General features: G+C 69.2%; 16 protein-coding genes. 7 read left to right on the top strand and 9 right to left on the bottom strand.

Annotation, left to right across the window (positions count from 1 at the left end; translation table 11 throughout):
• The 3 genes from GBB76_RS15805 (at nucleotide 1) to GBB76_RS15795 (ending at nucleotide 3,121) form a co-directional block, all read left to right on the top strand.
• The gene (locus tag GBB76_RS15805; protein WP_152304191.1) at nucleotides 1-921 is read left to right on the top strand and encodes a DUF2950 domain-containing protein; all 921 of its coding nucleotides are present in this window, start codon (nucleotides 1-3) and stop codon (nucleotides 919-921) included.
• A gap of 131 nt (nucleotides 922-1,052) precedes the next feature.
• On the top strand, nucleotides 1,053-2,744 hold the full coding sequence (locus tag GBB76_RS15800; protein ID WP_152304190.1) for a SulP family inorganic anion transporter: 1,692 nt from the start codon (nucleotides 1,053-1,055) through the stop codon (nucleotides 2,742-2,744).
• A complete protein-coding gene (locus GBB76_RS15795) occupies nucleotides 2,741-3,121 on the top strand; it encodes a hypothetical protein (protein WP_152304189.1) in 381 nt (126 codons plus the stop codon). Before GBB76_RS15800 ends, GBB76_RS15795 begins: the two co-directional genes overlap by 4 nt.
• Before the next feature lie 22 nt (nucleotides 3,122-3,143).
• Here GBB76_RS15795 and GBB76_RS15790 read toward each other — a convergent pair whose 3' ends face one another.
• A complete protein-coding gene (locus tag GBB76_RS15790) occupies nucleotides 3,144-4,058 on the bottom strand; it encodes a LysR family transcriptional regulator (protein WP_152304188.1) in 915 nt (304 codons plus the stop codon).
• 180 nt (nucleotides 4,059-4,238) lie between these two features.
• On the opposite strand from GBB76_RS15790, the gene GBB76_RS15785 reads away from it, so the two are divergent.
• Nucleotides 4,239-5,315, top strand: coding sequence for a tartrate dehydrogenase (locus GBB76_RS15785; protein ID WP_152304187.1), 1,077 nt, complete (start codon nucleotides 4,239-4,241; stop codon nucleotides 5,313-5,315).
• A gap of 12 nt (nucleotides 5,316-5,327) precedes the next feature.
• On the opposite strand, the gene GBB76_RS15780 is transcribed toward GBB76_RS15785, so the two are convergent.
• The 8 genes from GBB76_RS15780 to GBB76_RS15745 all read right to left on the bottom strand — a co-directional run bounded on the left by GBB76_RS15780 (nucleotide 5,328) and on the right by GBB76_RS15745 (nucleotide 12,847).
• Nucleotides 5,328-5,804 carry a GNAT family N-acetyltransferase gene (locus GBB76_RS15780; protein ID WP_152304186.1) on the bottom strand — a complete coding sequence of 159 codons (477 nt, stop codon included), beginning with the start codon at nucleotides 5,802-5,804 and terminating at the stop codon, nucleotides 5,328-5,330.
• Nucleotides 5,801-6,241, bottom strand: a complete 441-nt coding sequence (locus GBB76_RS15775) for a thioesterase family protein (protein ID WP_152304185.1) — start codon at nucleotides 6,239-6,241, stop codon at nucleotides 5,801-5,803. Before GBB76_RS15775 ends, GBB76_RS15780 begins: the two co-directional genes overlap by 4 nt.
• On the bottom strand, nucleotides 6,238-7,296 hold the full coding sequence (locus GBB76_RS15770; protein WP_152304184.1) for a histone deacetylase family protein: 1,059 nt from the start codon (nucleotides 7,294-7,296) through the stop codon (nucleotides 6,238-6,240). The genes GBB76_RS15775 and GBB76_RS15770 overlap by 4 nt, the downstream gene beginning before the upstream one ends.
• Complete coding sequence (locus GBB76_RS15765; protein ID WP_152304183.1) at nucleotides 7,293-8,219, bottom strand: 3-keto-5-aminohexanoate cleavage protein; 927 nt, start codon at nucleotides 8,217-8,219, stop codon at nucleotides 7,293-7,295. The genes GBB76_RS15770 and GBB76_RS15765 overlap by 4 nt, the downstream gene beginning before the upstream one ends.
• A complete protein-coding gene (locus GBB76_RS15760) occupies nucleotides 8,216-9,571 on the bottom strand; it encodes an aspartate aminotransferase family protein (RefSeq protein ID WP_152304182.1) in 1,356 nt (451 codons plus the stop codon). The genes GBB76_RS15765 and GBB76_RS15760 overlap by 4 nt, the downstream gene beginning before the upstream one ends.
• A gap of 150 nt (nucleotides 9,572-9,721) precedes the next feature.
• Entirely contained in the window at nucleotides 9,722-10,678 is a 957-nt protein-coding gene (locus GBB76_RS15755; RefSeq protein WP_152304181.1) for a LysR family transcriptional regulator, read from the bottom strand.
• Nucleotides 10,679-10,768: 90 nt separating this feature from the next.
• Nucleotides 10,769-11,719: a polyphosphate kinase 2 gene (ppk2, locus tag GBB76_RS15750; RefSeq protein ID WP_152304180.1), complete on the bottom strand. Its 951-nt coding sequence runs from the start codon at nucleotides 11,717-11,719 to the stop codon at nucleotides 10,769-10,771.
• 435 nt (nucleotides 11,720-12,154) lie between these two features.
• Nucleotides 12,155-12,847: a GntR family transcriptional regulator gene (locus GBB76_RS15745; protein WP_246668953.1), complete on the bottom strand. Its 693-nt coding sequence runs from the start codon at nucleotides 12,845-12,847 to the stop codon at nucleotides 12,155-12,157.
• Nucleotides 12,848-13,139: 292 nt separating this feature from the next.
• Here GBB76_RS15745 and GBB76_RS15740 point away from each other — a divergent pair, with 292 nt between their 5' ends.
• The 3 genes from GBB76_RS15740 to GBB76_RS15730 all read left to right on the top strand — a co-directional run bounded on the left by GBB76_RS15740 (nucleotide 13,140) and on the right by GBB76_RS15730 (nucleotide 15,447).
• Nucleotides 13,140-13,955, top strand: coding sequence for a transporter substrate-binding domain-containing protein (locus tag GBB76_RS15740; RefSeq protein ID WP_152304178.1), 816 nt, complete (start codon nucleotides 13,140-13,142; stop codon nucleotides 13,953-13,955).
• A 150-nt stretch (nucleotides 13,956-14,105) separates the two neighbouring features.
• A complete protein-coding gene (locus GBB76_RS15735) occupies nucleotides 14,106-14,768 on the top strand; it encodes an amino acid ABC transporter permease (RefSeq protein ID WP_152304177.1) in 663 nt (220 codons plus the stop codon).
• Nucleotides 14,769-14,793: 25 nt separating this feature from the next.
• A complete protein-coding gene (locus GBB76_RS15730) occupies nucleotides 14,794-15,447 on the top strand; it encodes an amino acid ABC transporter permease (RefSeq protein WP_202911251.1) in 654 nt (217 codons plus the stop codon).
• Nucleotides 15,448-15,449 lie beyond the last annotated feature (2 nt).

Below are 15,449 nucleotides of genomic sequence, written 5' to 3'. Positions count from 1 at the left end.
ATGAACCATCGCACGCTTCTCGCCACGCTTCTGATCGGCGCCGCGCTCGCCGCCCCGATCCCGGCCTCTATCTCCGCGTCGGCGCAGGAGGCCTTCGCCTCGCCCGAGGCCGCGGCTGCCGCCCTCGTCGAGGGCGTGCGCGCGGCCGACGAGGCGCGGCTCGACGCCCTCTTCGGTCCCGGCGCCCGCGAGGTGCTGGGGACCGGCGACCCGCAGACCGACAGCCGCCGCCGCGAGATGTTCCTCAGCCTCGCCGACGGCCGGATGGACTTCGCCGACGGAATGGACGGCGACAAGCTGCTGGTTCTCGGCAAGGTGGGCTGGCGCTTTCCGGTTCCGCTGCGGCCGAAGGACGGCAAATGGTCCTTCGACCTCGCCGCCGGCCGCCAGGAGATCACCGACCGGGTGATCGGGCGCCACGAACTGACCGCCATCGCCGCCTGCGCCGATTTCGTGGCGGCACAGAACGAGTACTTCGCCACGCTGCACGATGACGAGCCGGTGCAGCAATATGCGCGGCGCTTCATCAGCACGCCCGGACGCCATGACGGCCTCTACTGGCCGCCGGAGGGGCCCTCCGACCGCAGCCCGCTGGGCGACCGCATCGCCGCCGCGGCGCTGGAGAAGGTGACAAGCGGCGACAAGCCGCGCGCCTATGAAGGCTACATCTACCGCATTCTCACCGGCCAGGGCCCGCACGCGCCAGGCGGCGCCTATAGCTACATGGTCAAGGACCGCCTTCTGGCCGGCTTCGCCATGCTGGCCTATCCCGAACGGTGGCAGGAAACCGGCGTGATGACCTTCCTGTGCGACCAGCGCGGCGGGGTCTATGAGCGCAATCTCGGTCCCGATACCGCCAAGCTCGCGCCCAGAATCAAACGCTTCGATCCCGGGCCGGACTGGAGCCTCTTCGACCGCTAGCCGCCTCGCGGCCGGCGCCTCCCGGAACGCGGGACCGAGACGAAGGCTGGAATCGACAGGACGGCCCCGCCGTGGCGCACGACGCCGCGCCTCGGGGCCGTCCGTCCCGGTTCGACGCGAGAGAACGCCACATGCCGCTCAGACTACCGATCCTCAAGGGCTTTGCCGGCTTCCAGCCGGCGTGGATCCGCAGCGACGTGACGGCCGGCCTCGCCATCGCCACGGTCGCGGTGCCGAGCGCCATCGCCTATCCCGCGATCGCCGGCCTGCCTCCCGAGGCCGGCATCTATGCGAGCCTGTTTCCCCTCATCGGCTACGCGCTGTTCGGCCCCTCCCGCAAGCTGATCGTGGGACCGGACGCGCCGACCATGACGGTGCTGGCCGGCGTTCTCGCCAGCCTGACGGCGGCGACGCCCGCCGACCGCATGGTCGCCGCCTCGCTGCTCGCCGTCACGGTCGGGGTGATGTGCCTGATCGCCGGGCGGCTGCGCTTCGGCGTGGTGGCGGCCTTCCTGTCGCGGCCGATCCTGCTCGGCTTCATCAGCGGCGTGTCTCTGTCCATCCTCATCGGCCAGATCGGCCGCTTCACCGGCCTGCGCATCACCTCCGACGGGCTGATCGGCCCGATCCTGGAACTGATGCGCAACGCCGGCAGCATCCACTGGCCCTCGGCGGCGCTTGGCGGCGGCCTGCTCGCGCTGCTGCTGCTTCTCGGCCGGTGGAAGTCGCCGGTTCCCGGCCCCCTCGTCGTGGTCGCGCTGGCGGCCCTCGGCTCCTGGCTGTTCGGCTTCGAGGCGATGGGCGTGAAGGTGGTCGGGCCGATCCCGCAGGGCTTTCCCACGCTCTCGCTGCCCTTCGAGACGGCGCTCTCGCTGAAGGAAACGCTGCTCGGCGCCGCCGCTGTCTGGCTGGTGAGCTTCGGCTCCGGCATCGTCGCCGCGCGCAGTTTCGGGGCGCGCGGCAAGTTCGAGGTCGATCCCGACGCCGAACTGACCGGGCTGGGCGCCGCCAACATCGCGGCCGGGCTGTTCAGCGGCTTCCCGGTCACGGTCTCGGATTCGCGCACCGCCGTGAACCTCTCGGTCGGCGGGCGCTCGCAGCTCAGCGGGCTCGTCGCGGCCCTGAGCCTCGCCATCCTGCTGCTCTATCTCAACGATGCGCTGCGCATTCTCCCCGTCCCGGCGCTCGGCGCCATCCTCGCCGCCGCCGCGCTGAGCCTGATCGACCTGCGCGCGTTCGCCGAGCTGTGGCGCATCAGCCGGATGGAATTCGCCTTCGCGCTGATCAGCCTGTGGGGCGCGCTCAGCCTCGGCGTACTCAACGGCGTGATGGTCGCGGTCGCGGCAACGCTGGCCTATGTGCTGCTCAAGGAGATGCGCCCGCGCGACGCCCTGCTCGGGCGCATTCCCGGCCGCCCCGGCTTCTACAAGCTGCACCGCACCCCCAAGGCGCGGCCGGTGCCGGGGCTCGCCGTGTGCATGATCCAGGGCAGCCTGCTGTTCTTCAATGTCGACTATGTGCGCGAGCTGCTGAAGGCGCATCTGGCGGCGCTGCCCGCCGGCACCCGCTGGTTCGTGATCGACGCCAGCGCCGTCGCGCAGGTCGATTCGACGGCGGCCACCATGCTGAACGAGGTGCGGGCGGAGTTCGCCTCCGAGGGCGTCGCGCTCGGCATCGCCGAACTGCACCGGGACCCGATGGACATTCTCGAACGCGCCGGCACGCTGGAGCGCATCGGCAAGACGATGATCTTCGAGGACCTCGAGGAACTCATCCCCGCCTTCGACCGGGCGGAGCCCGCACCCACAGGAGGCACGACATGACCGACACGAAGGCGGCCCGTCCGTTCGCTTCCGCGCTGCTCGCCCTCGCTGCCCTCCTGCCGACGGCGGCGGCGGCCGAGACCAACGCGTTCCTGAGCCAGCTCCGCTCGGAGCTGACGGCGACGGGGCACCGCTGCGAGGCGCGCGCGGACGAACTGCTCTGCAGCAACGGAACGGTGGCGACCTATGCCAGCAGCGCCCCCGACACGGTGAGCGCGGCGCGCAAGCAGGGCGAGCGGACCTATTGCGGGGGCTACGCCGCCGGGCAGATCGAGAAGGGGCTGTTCGAGGGCAAGGCGTTCACGGAGGTACGGGTGCTGTCATCCACCTTCAGCGCGAGCGGCGAACTGGTGTGCCTCATCTCCTACCGACGCTAGCCCGCCCGCAGCACGCGCACCCTCACGCCTCGCGGCTGTAGTCGGGCAGGCGCTCCATCAGCAGCGCGACCATCGCCTCGCGGGCCGGGTCGCGCGAGCCGCGCGCCCAGGCGGCCGCCAGCGGCAATATGTTCAGCGCCTGCGCCCCCTCGAAGGACAGCGGCACGTAGCGCACCCCGGCCACCGACAGGCGCGCGGTCCAGCGCGGCACCAGCGCCACACCAAGCCCCGCGGCGACGAGGCCGACAATGGTCTGCTTCTCGCCGGCGACCTGCGCCACCGCCGGGCGCAGCCCGGCCTGCGCGAACAGCTTCATGGTGAGGTCGTGGCTGTGCGGGCGTGATCGCCGGTCGGGCACGATCAGCGGTTCGTCGGCCAGCGCCTCGACCGTGACGGAGCGGCGCCGCGCCAGCCGGTGGTCGCTGCGCATCGCCACCACCACGCTTTCGCGGAACAGCAGATGCGCCTCGATCTGCCCCCCGAGCACGGCGGGCGGGCGGATGAAGGCGAGGTCCAGCCGGCCGGAGAGCAGGCGCGGCAGCAGGCGGATGGTCTTGTCCTCCACCAGTTCGACCGCGATGTCGGGGTATTGCTGGCGGAAATCGTGCAGCAGCAGCGGCACCAGCCCGGCGGCGGCGGTGTCGACCGCGCCGAGCCGAAGCGTGGTCGCCCGGGCGCGGGCTCGGGCGCGGAAGCGGGCGACGATGTCGTCCGCGCCGGCCAGCAGCGCGCGCGCCTCCTCCAGCAGCGCCGCGCCCTCGACCGTGAGCGCGACCGAGCGCGTTGTACGGCTGAGCAAGGCGGCGCCGAGCGATTCCTCCAGCAGCTGCACCTGACGGCCGAGCGCCGAGGGCATCAGTTCCAGCCGCCGGGCAGCGCGGCCGAAATGCAGTTCCTCGGCGACCGCCACGAAGCAGCGAAGCTGGTCGAGATTCATGGCCCCCGCACCCCCGGTTCGCGCCGCTTCATCGTCCGGGCGGCGCGCCGTGCGATATTATTGCATTTTTTTGTACATTCTAACCCGCATTGAGCTTGCGAACCCGCAGGCCCAGTCTCCGCGCCCCGATAAGCGCCGCTCAGGCGCCGCAACGAACGGCCCGTGCCGGAGGAGCCCCCCATGAAGACCTACAGGATTGCCGCCATTCCCGGCGACGGCATCGGCGACGAGGTGATCTCGGCCGGCGTCGAGGTGCTGCACGCGCTGGCCGGCCGCGATGGCGGCTTCTCCTTCGCCGTCGACACGTTCGACTGGGGCGGCGAGTACTACAAGAAGCACGGCCGCATGATGCCGGAGGACGGTCGCGAGCAGATCCGCCACCACGACGCCATCCTGTTCGGCTCGGCCGGCCACCCGGAAATCCCGGACCACATCACGCTGTGGGGGCTGCGCCTGGCCATCTGCCAGCCCTTCGACCAGTACGCCAATGTGCGCCCGACCCGCATCCTGCCGGGCATCACCTCGCCGCTGCGCAAGGTCGACGGGCCGGAACTCGACTGGGTGATCGTGCGCGAGAACTCGGAGGGCGAATATGCCGGCGTCGGCGGGCGCGCCCATCAGGGTCACCCGATCGAGGTGGCGACGGATGTGGCCATGTTCACCCGCGCCGGCGTCGAGCGCATCATCCGCTTCGCCTTCGAGCTGGCGCGCTCGCGCCCGCGCAAGCATCTCACCGTCGTCACCAAGTCGAACGCCCAGCGCCACGCCATGGTGATGTGGGACGAGGTGGCGACGCAGGTCGCCGCCGGCTTCCCCGATGTGACCTGGGACAAGATGCTGGTCGACGCCATGACGGTGCGCATGGTGATGAAGCCGGAAAGCCTCGACACCATCGTCGCCACCAATCTGCACGCCGACATCCTGTCGGATCTGGCGGCGGCGCTGGCCGGCTCGCTCGGCATCGCGCCGACCGCGAACCTCAACCCGGAGCGGATCTATCCCTCGATGTTCGAGCCCATCCACGGCTCGGCCTTCGACATCATCGGCAAGGGCATCGCCAATCCGGTCGGCACCTTCTGGTCGTCGGTGATGCTGCTTGAGCATCTCGGCGAGAAGCCGGCCGCCGACCGGCTGATGAAGGCCATCGAGCGGGTGACAGGCGACAAGCGCTTCCACACGCCGGACCTCGGCGGCACCGCCCGCACGGCGGACGTCACCGCCGGCGTGATCGAGGCCATCGAGGGCGAAAACGCCTGAGGCCTCCAGCCCTTAGCGATCGAGGAGCGCCGCCAGCCCGGCGCCCTCGATCGTCAGTGTGTCGTGGTCCTCGACCGTGAAGCCGAGACGCCCGTAGAAACTGAGCGCGCCTTCATTGTCGCGGTCGACATGCAGCGTCACGAAGGCGCAGTCCTTGCCCGCCTCGCGCCCGAGCGCGGCGGCGAGCAGGGCACGCCCAAGCCCCGTGCCGCGCTCGGCCGGCGCGACATAGAGGTCTTCCACGAACAGGCCCGGCCGCCCGCGCCAGCCGGAGAAGGCGTAGGTGTAGAGGCACAGCCCCACCGCCTCGTCACCGCGCCGCGCCAGCAGAACCTCGAACAGCCCGAGCCCGGTCGGCCCGTAGCGGTCGAGTTCGGCGACGCCGGCGCGCGGCACAAGGCCCGGATGCACATGATCGGCGAGCCGCGTCAGCATGTCGGCGACGGCCGGCAGGTCCTCGCGCTCAACCGGACGGATCGCGACGCTCATGCGCGGTCGACCTTTGCCGGGTCTTCCGGCGATGGCTCAAGCAGGGCAAGCGCACCCACCCGCACCACGTCCGGCAGTTCGCGGGCGCGCCGCGCCGCGAGGTCGAAATAGACCGTCACCGCCAGCATCTCGGCGCTGACCCCGCGCGCGGTGGAGAGACGGTGCCAGGTGGTGAGCGATTTTCCGCCGACCCGGCGCACGGCGCTGTCGATGACGAAGAGTTCGCCGGCGCGCACCTCCTGCCGATAGTCGATCTCCTGCCGCACATCGGCCCAGCCCTCGCGCCGCGCCTCGATCCAGCCGGAATCGTAGCCGCAGGCGGCGAAGAGGTGCCACGTCGCCTGGTCGAACACGCCGACATAATGCTGCACGTTCATGTGCCCCATGGCGTCGCACTGGGCGGGATAGACCACGCCCTGGAAGGTCCGGATCGTCATGGCCGCTCTCCCGCAAGCGCCACACCCACGCGATGGGCGGCGCGAAATCCGTCGAGGAAGGATGTCAGATTCGCCCCCAGCGCCTCGCAGGCATAGCCGCCTTCCTGCACGATGACAGTCGGCAGACCCAGCTCCGCGATGCGCGCGCCGATGCACCCGAAGCCCGGCGTGGTGACGGCAAGCCCGGCGAAGGGGTCGCCCTCATAGGCATCGAGCCCGAGCGCCACCACCAGCCCGCCCGGTGCGAAAGCGGCGATGCGCTCCAGCGCCCGCTCGAGCGCGGCGAGGAAGCCCTCGTCGCCGGTTTTGCGCGCCAGCGGCAGGTTGAGATTGTAGCCGAGCCCAGCATCCCGGCCGCGCTCGTCCGCGTGGCCCCAGAAGAAGGGATAGAACCGCGCCGGGTCGGCATGGATCGAGACGGTGAGCACGTCGGCGCGGGCATAGAAGATGCCCTGCGTGCCGTTGCCGTGGTGCAGGTCGACATCGAGGATCGCCACGCGATCCGCCACCGCCCGCAGCGCCTGCGCGGCGATGGCGGCGTTGTTGAGGTAGCAGAAGCCGCCGGCGAGATCGGCAAAGGCGTGGTGGCCGGGCGGGCGGCACAGCGCATAGGCCGCCGGCGCGCCCGCGCCCACCAGCCGCGCCGCCTGAGTGGCGGCATGGGCGCTGCGCAGCGCGCAGCCATAGGTGTCGGCCCCTATGGGACAGGAGGTGTCAGCCATGTGGTAGCCGGCCTGCCCGACCGCCGAGAGCGGATAGGCGCCGTCGCGCCGGTCGGGGTGGATGTTGGGGATCACCTCCTCGGAGGCCAGCTCGATGCGCTGCCAGCGGGCGAAGATGTTGGCGAGGAAGACGAGATATTCCGGCGTGTGGACCGCCGCCGCCGGGGCGAGGCCGAGATCGGGCGGCATCTCGTGGACGAGGCCGGCGGCGGTGGCGGCGGCGAACAGCATGTCCGCCCGCGCCGGCGTCTCGGGATTGGGCGCGCGTGCCCCGCTGGTCAGGAAGAAGCCGGGATGGTGCCGCTTCTGCGCCTCGTCATAGATGACCTTCATCGCGCCGTACCCGCCGTAGCTATACCGAGTTCCGCCCGCGCCTCGTCGGGCGTGGCGACACGGTGGCCCAGTTCCTCAAGGATGCGCCTTATCTTGGCGACCTGCTCGGCATTGCTGGTGGCGAGCCGGCCGCGCGCGATGGTGAGGTTGTCCTCCAGCCCGACCCGCACATGGCCACCGAGGATCACCCCCATGGTGCCGAGCGGCATTTGCTGGCGGCCGGCGGCGAGCACGGAGAAGCGGTAGTTCGACCCCAGCAGCCGGTCGGCGGTCGCCTTCATGTGCATGAGCTGCTCGGGCGCGGCGTCGATGCCGCCAAGCACGCCGAGCACGAACTGCACGAAGACCGGCGCCTTGAGCAGCCCCTTCTCCAGATAGAAGGCCACCGTCTGGAGATGGCCGACATCGTAGCATTCCAGTTCGAAGCGGGCGCCGCCCTCGCCGCCGAGATCGCCGAGAATGGTCTCGATGTCCTCGAAGCTGTTCTTGAAGATCACCGAGCGGGTGGCCTCCAGGAAGGCGGGTTCCCAGTCGTGCTTCCACTCGCCATAGCGCTCAGCCAGCGGAAACAGGCCGAAATTCATCGAGCCCATGTTGAGCGAGCACATTTCCGGGCGGATGAGGCGCGCGGCGGCGAGGCGCTCAGCCAGCGTCATGCGCGAGGAGCCGCCCGTCGAGAGGTTCAGCACCGCGTCGCTGCGCGCGCGAATGCGCTCCACGATCTCCACGAACAGGGCGGGGTCGGCCGAGGGCAGGCCGCTCGCGGGATCGCGGGCATGCAGGTGGATGATCGCCGCGCCCGCCTGCGCCGCCTCCACCGCCTGCTCGGCGATCGCCTCGGGCGTGACCGGAAGATGGGCGCTCATGGTCGGGGTGTGGATCGACCCTGTGACGGCGCAGGTGACGATGACCGGACGGCTCATGACGGCGCTCCCACCGGCAGGCCGGCCTCGGCGGCGAAGGTGGCGAGCGCGCGGTCGAGCTTGTCCATGATCTCGTCGATCTCGCTGTCGCTGACGATCAGCGGCGGGCAGACGAGGAAATGGTCGCCGATGCGCCCGCCGCGGGTGCGGCGCGAATAGATGATCAGCCCGGCGTCATAGGCGATGTCGACGAGGCGCAGATGGGCGTTCAGCCCCACCGGCAGCGGCGCCATGGTCTCGACATCCGCCACCAGTTCGAAGGCGAGCAGCAGCCCCTTGCCGCGCACATCGCCGATGAAGGGATAGCGCGCCATCAGCCCTTGCAGCCGGTCCTTCAACGCCGCGCCCTGCCGGGCGGCGGCGGCGATCAGGTCCTGCCGGTCGATCTCGTCGAGCACGGCGAGGCCCGCCGCGCAAGCCAGCGGATTGCCGGCATAGGTGTGGCCGTGGACGAAGCCGCCGGCGTCGATCACCGTCTCGGCAATAGTGCGGTCGGCGACCATGGCGCCGAGCGGTACATAACCGGCACCGAATCCCTTGGAGAGCGCCACGAGGTCCGGCCGCAGGCCCCAGTGCTCGCCGGCGAGGTAGCGCCCGGTGCGCCCGGCCCCGCTCATCACCTCGTCGCTGATCAGCAGGATACCGAATTCGTCGCAGATGGCGCGGATCTCGGCATAGTAGCTGTCGGGGGCCACCAGCGCCCCGGTCGAGGCGCCGCCGACCGGCTCCATGATGAAGGCGAGCACCGTCTCCGGCCCCTGCGCCAGAATCTCCTCGCGCAGCATGCGGGCGTAGCGCAGCCCGCGCTCTTCCAGGCTCAGCCCGTCGCGGTCGAGATAGCAGGTCGGCGCGGGGATTTTCGGCATCTCGCGCAGCATGGGCGCGAAGGGCGCGCTCATCAGCGACATGCCGGTGACGGCGAGCGCCCCCAGCGTCGAGCCGTGATAGGAGGGAAAGCGCGAGATCACCTTCCAGCGCTGCCCCTCGCCGCGCGCCACGGCATATTGCCGGGCGAGCTTGAGGCAGCTTTCCACCGCCTCCGAGCCTCCGGAGACGAAGAACACGCGGTCGAGCCCCTCGGGCATACGCTCCGCGATGCGGGTGGCCAGCGCCTCGGCCGGCTCGTTCTCGAAATGCAGCCGATAGCCGAAGGTGGACAGCTCCATCTGCCGCCGCATGGCCGCCAGCACCGCCGGGTTGGAATGGCCGATATTGGAGACCATGGCGCCGCTCGACCCGTCGAGATAGCGCCGCCCCTCGCTGTCCCAGAGATAGACGCCCTCGCCGCGCGCCAGCATCGGCCGGCGCAGGCGGGTCTGGTAGAACAGGTTGGACGGGGGAGGATTGGTCATCGCGCGCTCGCTGCGTTCGGCCCGCGCCGCGTCCGCAACGGTTGGGCCATGCACCATGCGAGGGTGGCCGCGCCACCATCATCGCGCAAATAGATAATGGACATGGCGAGCATAGCGCCGGCCTATGTCGCACCGCCGGCACGCGGGGGGTCAGGCCCGGTAGCAGCGCTCGTCGAGCGGCACCTCGTCCAGCATCGCGTCGAGCTGCTGGACCAGCACGCGCTCGGCCGGGTTCAGGCTGCGCAGCGGGTGGGTGACGCGGAACACGTCGACCGCCGGCAGCGCCTCATGCGGCGGAAGCCGCCACAGCCGGCCATCCTCGACCTCGCGGCGCGCGACATGGACGGGCAGCGCGCCGACGCCGATTCCGGCGACGATCATGCGCAGCACTTCCGGCAGGTTGGCCGAGACGCCCTTCAGCTTCGGGCGCAGCAGGGCGAGTTCGCGCAACTGCGTGACGGAGTGCAGCGAGCCACCCTCGACATCGGTCTGGAACGAGACCGAATCCTCGCCCTGCAGATCCGCCAGCGTCAGTCCCTCGCGGCCGAACAGCCGGTGCCCCGGCCCGCAGAACAGGCCGAAATATTCGCGGAACAGCACGCGGGCGGCGAGCGCGGGGTCGGGCCGGCTCATCAGGCACAGGCCGAGCGTGGCGCGGTTCTGGCGCAGCCGGTTCAGCACCTCGGCGCTCTCGGTGACGAAGATCGAATAGGTGACGTCAGGGTGCTGGCGGTTGAAGCGTGCCAGCAGCGCGTCGAAATGCGGCGAGACCACGTGGCTGGTCATGGCGATGCTGACATGGCCGCTCACCCGCCCCTCGGCCACGCTCATCAGGCCGGGCAGCTGCGACACCGCCTCGAACATCGACCGGCTCTCCTGGTAGAGGATGCGGCCGGCCTCGGTGACGGCGAAATGGCTGGGGCCGCGATCGAGCAGGCGATGGCCGATCGCGTCCTCCAGCCGCTTGAGCGCGCTCGATATGGTGGGCTGGCGCAGGCCGAGGAACTCGGCCGCGCGCGTGATGCCGCCCTGCTCGACCACCACCATGAAGGTGCGCAGCAGGTTCCAGTCGAGATGAAAGGGCAGCCGCTGCTCGTAGGGTTTCATGATAGACCGGCTCGATGATCGCGCGGATCATTATCGCGCCGGTCTATGAATTGTCGACCCGCGGCGCCGCCGCGGGTCACAGTGTCGGGGTCAGTAGACCTCCGGCACGTACATTTCCGGCGGCACCGGATGGCGCAGATAGTCGTCATGGCGCACACGGCCGGGCAGCACGATGTCCGGGCGGGGCACGGTCTCGTAGGGAATCTGCTCCAGCAGGTGTTGGATGCAGTTCAGGCGCGCCTTCTTCTTGTCCACCGCCTGCACGACCCACCAGGGCGCTTCCGGCGTGTGGGTCCGCTCCAGCATCTCTTCCTTCGCCTTGGTGTACTCCTCCCAGTGGACGCGGCTCTGCAAATCCATGGGCGAGAGCTTCCACTGCTTGAGCGGATCCTCGATGCGCATGCGGAAGCGGAATTCCTGCTCCTCGTCGGTGATCGAGAACCAGTACTTGATGAGAATGATGCCCGAGCGCACCAGCATGCGCTCGAAGTCCGGCACGGCGCGAAAGAACTCCTCAAGCTCGTCCGGGCTGCAGAAGCCCATCACCCGCTCGACACCGGCGCGGTTGTACCAGGAGCGGTCGAACAGCACGATCTCGCCGCCGGCCGGCAGGTGCGAGACGTAGCGCTGGAAGTACCACTGGGTACGCTCGCGCTCGGTCGGCGCGGGCAGCGCCACGACCCGGCAGACGCGCGGGTTGAGCCGCTGCGTCACGCGCTTGATCGCGCCGCCCTTGCCGGCGGAATCGCGGCCCTCGAACAGTACCGCGACCTTGAGCTTCTTGTGCTGCACCCAGTCCTGCAGGCGGATCAGCTCGTGCTGGAGGCGGAACAGCTCGCGGAAATAGATCTTGCGGTCGAGCGTGGGCGCGCCGCCCTCCCCCATGCCCTCGGCGACCAGCTCGTCGAGCCAGTCCTCGTCGAGCTGGGTCTCCAGCTCCTCGTCAAAGCTGTCGGCGATCTCCTCGCGGATGCGGGCGAACTGGTCCTTGGTGTTTTCGGGCTTCTCGTCGGAGTGGTCGTCGGAGTGGTCGTCGGACATGGGCCGTCCCTGATCTGGCTTGCGAAGAGTGCGGGCACGCGCGGCGAACCGGCGACGCCATCAAGCCCGATCGAGGATCGGCGATGTCCCGACGGCCACGTGCGTCATGGCGGCAAACGCTGCCAGCGACCTGTGTACGCCGCCCAACACGACGAAGCTGTGACAGTCTTGCGACAACCCGATGCCGCCCGGGCCGGACGGCGCGGGCAGGCCCCTGGGTGTGGCCACGCGATGCTGGAAGGGGTGCCCGGACGACGTGCGTGCGTTTGGTGGGGGGCACTGGGCGCTAAGCCCGCCGCCCGGACCCCGCCAACCTCGCCCGGCCGGATTGCCGCGTTACGTCCGAATATTTCCGATCGTTGCACGATTGGGGCAATACCGAGGTATTTTCCCCCGGGTTGGCCGGTAGAGGGCGGGGTGGGCCGCGAGCGGGCCTCAGTCGCGCGGGCGGCCGGCGCCATTGGCCGCAGGCGAACGCTCGGCCAGAGCGCGTTCGGCCCGCGTGCGCTCAAGGAAGTCGATCAGCGACACGCTGGCGCCGAGAATGTGCTCGCGCGTGAGCCGCGCCGCCGCCTCGGCGTCGCGCCGGATGCAGGCGTCCAGAATGCCCTGGTGCTCGCGCCGCGCGCGCGCCATGCCCGAGGTCAGCACGAGCTGGGCGCGCAGATAGCGGTCGACCCGGTCGAGCGCGGCGCTGATGGTCTGAAGATAATAGGGACGGCCGGACGGCTCGTAGAGGCTGTAGTGGAAGCGGCGGTTGAGCTCGCCCCAGTGCGAGGAATCGGTTTCCGTCGAGAAAGCATCAGCGAAGCGCTTGGCGGTCTCCAGCCCCTCGGCCGAAATCCGCTCGACCGAATAGCGCAGCACCTCGGGCTCCAGCACGGCGCGGAACTCGAAGATCTCGCGGATCTCGTCGGCGGAGAGGGTCGTGACCACGGCGCCGCGGTAGCGCTGCGTCGAGACGAGGCCCTGCTCTTCCAGCCGCGTCAGCGCCTCGCGCACCGGGATGCGGCTGACGTTGAACATGCGGGCGATATGGTCCTGCCGCAGGGTCTGCCCCTCGGCGATGTCGCCCTTGGCGATCGCCTCGCGCAGCGCGTCGAAAATGACGTCCGAAGCGGATGCCATCTGCGCGATGTCCGTGGCTCTCACCTTCACTTCACACCCCCTAAGACCGAGCCGGCGCGCCGGCTTTGGTGCCGATTCGTCGTGCCGAACATCCCGCACAGACTGCCTTTTCACCAGCCCGCGCACCAGAGGGGCACCCATTGCCGCATAAATTCGCACAGGAAGTGCAAAAAGGATATTGAAACTTGGATCCAAAAATTGGAAGCTTCTCCCGTCGCCGAACGGCGCCTCATCGCCCGACGCCGGACGGCCACTAAGAGCCAATCAAACCTTCCTTCAGAGGAGAGCCGTAATGGCTAAGGGAATCGGCATTCTGGCCGCTGCTGCGCTGACGCTCGCCGCCGCCATGCCCGCGCAGGCCGACAAGCTCGACGATATCATCGCCTCCGGCACGCTGCGCTGCGCCGTGGTGCTGGACTTCCCGCCGATGGGTTCGCGCGACGCGAGCAACAACCCGATCGGTTTCGACGTCGATTACTGCAACGACCTCGCCAAGGCGCTCGGCGTGAAGGCCGAGATCGTCGAGACCCCGTTCCCCGACCGTATCCCGGCGCTGGTCTCCGGCCGCGTCGATGTCGGCGTCGCTTCGACCTCCGACACGCTGGAGCGCGCCAAGACCGCCGGCTTCACCATTCCCTACTTCGCCTTCAAGATGGTCGTGCTCACCAAGGACGGCATCGGCATCAAGGATTACGACAGCCTGAAGGGCAAGAAGACCGGCTCGGTCTCCGGCACCTTCGAGGCGATCGCCCTTGAGAACGACGTGAAGAAGTGGGGCGCCGGCACCACCTTCCGCGGCTACCAGACCCAGGCCGACGTCTTCCTCGCACTCGCCCAGGGCCAGATCGACGCCACCGTCGTCACCTCCACCGTCGCCGCCGCGATCGTGAAGGAAGGCAAGTACAAGGGCCTGATGATGGGCGGCGATGCTCCCTACGACATCGACTACGTGGCGCTGATCGCGCTGCGCAACGAGCAGGGCCTCATCAACTACCTCAACCTGTTCGTCAACCAGCAGGTCCGCACCGGCCGCTACAAGGCGCTCTACGACAAGTGGATCGGCCTCGGCGAGGCGCCCAACCTGACGGTCCCCGGCGTCTACCGCTGAGCGTTCCCGACACCGTCATCCCGGAACGGCCGTCAGGCCGTATCCGGGATCGCGACGGCGATCCCGGCTCTGCGCCTGCGGCTCCGGCCGGGATGACGTTCGTGATATGACGACTACAGGTTGCGGCCTCCGCCGAGCGACGAGCGAACCATGAATTACACCTTTCACTGGCGTCCTGCGTTCCGCGCCCTGCCGGACATGCTGTGGGGGGCGCTGGTCACGCTCGAAATCGCCGCGCTCTCCATGCTGCTCGGTGTGTTCTTCGCCGTGCTGCTGGCGGTCGCCAGCAACTCGTCCTACCGCGTGCTGCGCGGCGCCGCCGCAAGCTGGGTCGAGCTGGCGCGCAACACGCCGGCGCTGTTCCAGATCTACATGGCCTATTTCGGCCTCGGCTCGCTCGGCATCCATCTCGACAGCTTCGTCGCCCTGCTCGCCGGCATCACCTTCAACAATGCCGGCTACCTCGCCGAGACCTTCCGCGGCGGCCTGCGCGCCGTCCCCTCGACGCAGATGCGCGCCGCCCGCTCGCTCGGCATGGGGCAGATACAGGCCTTCCGGCTGGTGGTGATGCCGCAGATGTTCCGCATCGTGTTCTATCCCCTGACCAACCAGATGGTCTGGGCGATCCTGATGACCTCGCTCGGCGTCATCGTCGGCCTCAATGACGACCTGACCGGCGTCACCCAGGAGCTGAATGTCCGCTCCTTCCGCACCTTCGAGTATTTCGCCCTGGCGGCCGTCATCTACTACCTGCTCGCCAAGCTCGTCACCGTCTCCGCCCGCCTGATGGCGTGGCGTCTGTTCCGCTACTGAGGGAGGTGGCGCGATGTTCTCCTCCCTGTTCGAAACCAGCTTCTCCTTCAACGACCTGCTCTTCATGCTGAAGGGCGCTGGCGTCACGCTGATGCTCACCTTCTGGGCGGTGATCGGCGGCACGCTGCTGGGCGTCTTCTTCGGCGTGGTGCGCGCGGTCTCGCCCTGGTGGGTGAACGCCCCGCTCGGCGCGGTGCTGGACGTGTTCCGCTCCATCCCGCTGCTGATCCAGCTGGTGGTGGCGAACTCCTTCAAGACCATTGTCGGCATCCACTGGAGCCCGTTCACCGTCGGCTGCGTGGTGCTGGCGCTCTACATGTCGGCCTATTGCACCGAGATCGTGCGCTCGGGATTCCTGGCCGTGCCGGCCACCACGCGCCGCGCCGCCCGCTCGCTCGGGATGAGCTACTGGCAGGACCTGACCGCCATCGTCTTCCCCATCGCGCTCCGGGTGGCGCTGCCGAGCTGGATCGGCCTGACGCTGGGCGTGATGAAGGACACCGCCATGGTGTGGTGGATCGGCGTGGTCGAATTGCTGCGCTCCTCGCAGGTGATCGTCACCCGCATCCAGGAGCCGCTCTTCGTGCTCTCCATCGCCGGCCTGATCTACTTCCTGATGAGCTTCCCCATCGCCCGCCTCGGCGCACGCCTCGAGAAGCGCTGGCGCGAGAACGACTGAGG

Source organism: Ancylobacter sp. TS-1, assembly GCF_009223885.1.
In the GTDB taxonomy this organism is placed as follows: domain Bacteria; phylum Pseudomonadota; class Alphaproteobacteria; order Rhizobiales; family Xanthobacteraceae; genus Ancylobacter.
Note: the sequence above shows the minus strand (reverse complement) of the source record. Positions and strands in the feature narration are given on the sequence as shown.